The 1000-nt window shown below is 45.0% G+C and carries 1 protein-coding gene; it reads right to left on the reverse strand.

The genetic code is table 11. The features are described 5' to 3' along the window. Positions 1-1000: acyl-CoA desaturase (locus A3756_RS02680; protein ID WP_197481121.1), on the reverse strand; the 1000-nt coding region annotated here is incomplete at both ends.

The raw sequence follows: 1000 nt of genomic DNA on the forward strand, positions 1-1000 counted from the left end.
TACGCAGCGCTCAGCTTACTCTTGGATGACTTTGTTTTAGGTGAAATAACCTGTATCTCGGCAGTTCCTGGTTTGGCAGTGTTTAACAAACTAGCAAACTTGTTTTTAATAGAGGCCAAACCAGGTACTTTTTCAGTAATTTTTTCGCTTACCTTTTCGGGAAGAGAGTGTTCTACCAAGCGCCTGGCAACGGTACCTAACATTGGCACCATTTTCCCTTTAGCATAAGGAACGCCATAGCGCTCGCAGATATTCTGGACTTTTGGGCCAAGCTCTCGATAACGCCACGCTGGCAGGTCTGGGTAGAGATGGTGCTCTATCTGGTGACTCAAATGCCCACTCATAATGTGAGTTAAAAGGCCCCCTTCAAAATTGCTGGAACCAAGAATTTGGCGTAGATACCACTGTCCCTTTGTCTCTGCCTCCATTTCCTTTTCAGTGAAGGTGAAATTGCCATCAGGTAGATGACCGCAGTAAATAACAGCAAAAGCCCACACGTTTCTAATTACTTGGGCGCTTACATTTCCGGCAAGAACCTTTGGTGCTAGTGGCCCGGCAAGTGCGGGGTAGAAGACATACTCCTTGAGGCCTTTCTTGCTTGCTTTGGCGACAAATTCTTTAAGTTCCTGAAATACTTCCGGAAGAGGCAGTAGGTCATCGTGTTCTGCCTGACGTAACCATTTTGGTAGCAAGTACTGAGTAAGCTGAAGATCATACAGGCTTACCGAAAACTCAAATGCCAATGCATTGGCGACATTGAATGGAACCTGTAGCAAGTGAATCGGTTTCCATTCAATATCTTCAGAAAAACGGTATAGACCAAAGCCGTAATCGGTATCTTTACCTATTACGTTGGTATATGCGTGGTGGTGATGGTTATGTGCTCGTTTCCAGTTGTTAGCGGTGCCAGTCATCGTCCACTCATAGTCAGAGTTATACGTTTCATCGCCCATGAAATCATATTGACCGTGAATAACGTTGTGGCCTATCTCCATATTTT

This window comes from Oleiphilus sp. HI0086 (assembly GCF_001635225.1).